The organism is Bacillus rhizoplanae, from assembly GCF_917563915.1.
In the GTDB taxonomy this organism is placed as follows: Bacteria; Bacillota; Bacilli; order Bacillales; family Bacillaceae_G; genus Bacillus_A; species Bacillus_A rhizoplanae.
Map to the genome: position 1 here is coordinate 1 of NZ_CAKJTI010000089.1, position 336 is coordinate 336.

Below are 336 nucleotides of genomic sequence, written 5' to 3' on the forward strand. Positions count from 1 at the left end.
CCTGTTGCTCCCGTTTCTCCTGTCGCTCCCGTTTCTCCTGTTGCTCCCGTTTCTCCTGTCAGTCCCGTTGGACCTGTTGCTCCCATTTCACCTGTCAGTCCCGTTGGACCTGTTGCTCCCGTTTCTCCTGTCAGTCCCGTTGGACCTGTTGCTCCCGTTTCTCCTGTCGGGCCCATTGGACCTGTTGCTCCCGTTTCTCCTGTCGGGCCCATTGGACCTGTTGCTCCTGTTTCTCCTGTCGGTCCCGTTGGACCTGTTGCTCCCGTTTCTCCTGTCGCTCCCGTTTCTCCTGTTGCTCCCGTTTCTCCTGTCAGTCCCGTTGGACCTGTTGCTCCC

Annotated in this window: 1 protein-coding gene; it reads right to left on the reverse strand. The window is 58.9% G+C overall.

Annotation, left to right across the window (positions count from 1 at the left end; all coding sequences use genetic code 11):
- Window positions 1-336 (reverse strand): collagen-like domain-containing protein (locus LRP84_RS22405; protein ID WP_230577086.1); only part of this gene is annotated, 336 nt, incomplete at both ends.